Below are 1,156 nucleotides of genomic sequence, written 5' to 3' on the forward strand. Positions count from 1 at the left end.
TGGCGAATACTCGCAACACTCACGCCATATTTGGACGCAATCTTACCAAGGTATTCCCCTCGCGCGACTTTGTGCTTGCGAATCGGTTTATCTTTCACTGCTACGGTGATCTTAAGTTTTTGACCAACCCATAAGGTATCGGATTTTAAGTTGTTCTCACGACGAATATCCGACAGCTTCACTTTATAGTGACTTGCGATCTTACCTAAGAACTCACCCGATTTACCGGTATGAGTAATCGTTTCAGACTCTATTGTAATAGGCTTGCTTGGCACTTGGATCTTGCCAGCTGACGGAATACGCAGTTTTTGTCCAACCGCTAAGCTGGTCGATTTCAACTTGTTCTCAGCCATCAACGCTTTCGAGTTAGTACCGTATTTATTTGCAATCACAGACAGCGATTCACCACGCTTAACAATGTGCACCATTGGTTTAGAGGAAGGTGAGAACACCGTGCCTTCAGGTGGGTTATCTTTTAGATATTTAACCACCGCTTTAGAGATAGCCTGCGCTAACTTATCTTGGTGTGCGCGTTGGAACAGCAGTTTCTCTTCTGTTGGGTTAGAGATAAATCCAGTCTCTACAAGGACCGATGGAATTTGTGGCGAACGCAATACTGCCAAGCTAGTGTTGATTGGCTTGGTGTTGTGTAGATGCGCGACGCGTCCCATTTCACCCAAAATTTCGGTCGCCAACTTGTAGCCTTCTTTTTGCGAATGGCTGAACTGGAGATCGAGCAAAGTTTGGTTCACGTTGCGGTCTTTCGTATTCGTGACAAATGCATTGCCAGAACCACCGAGCAACTCGGACTGTTTCTCGTGGTTCTCAACCCAACGAGCAATCTCAGTGTTTGCGCGACGCGTATTCAATACGAATACCGATCCCCCACGAGGTTGTGGTGATGTGAACGCATCCGCGTGAATGGAGATTAACAGGTGCGCGTCATTTTCGCGGGCAAATGCAACACGGCGGTTTAAGTTAACAAAGTAGTCACCGGTACGCGTCATGCGCGTTTTGATTCCCGGCGTCGCATCAAGTTGCGCTGCAAGCTTACGAGAAATGCTCAGTACCGCGTCTTTTTCATACTTGCGACGAGATGGACCAATTGAGCCAGGGTCTTCACCACCATGACCAGGATTGATCACGATCAATACTT

Annotated in this window: 1 protein-coding gene; it reads right to left on the reverse strand. The window is 47.3% G+C overall.

Annotation, left to right across the window (positions count from 1 at the left end):
• On the reverse strand, positions 1-1,156 hold a 1,156-nt coding region (locus tag R7M72_RS25350), incomplete at both ends, for an N-acetylmuramoyl-L-alanine amidase (RefSeq protein WP_318056489.1).

The organism is Vibrio sp. YT-18, assembly GCF_033337345.1.
Classification (GTDB): Bacteria; Pseudomonadota; Gammaproteobacteria; order Enterobacterales; family Vibrionaceae; genus Vibrio; species Vibrio alginolyticus.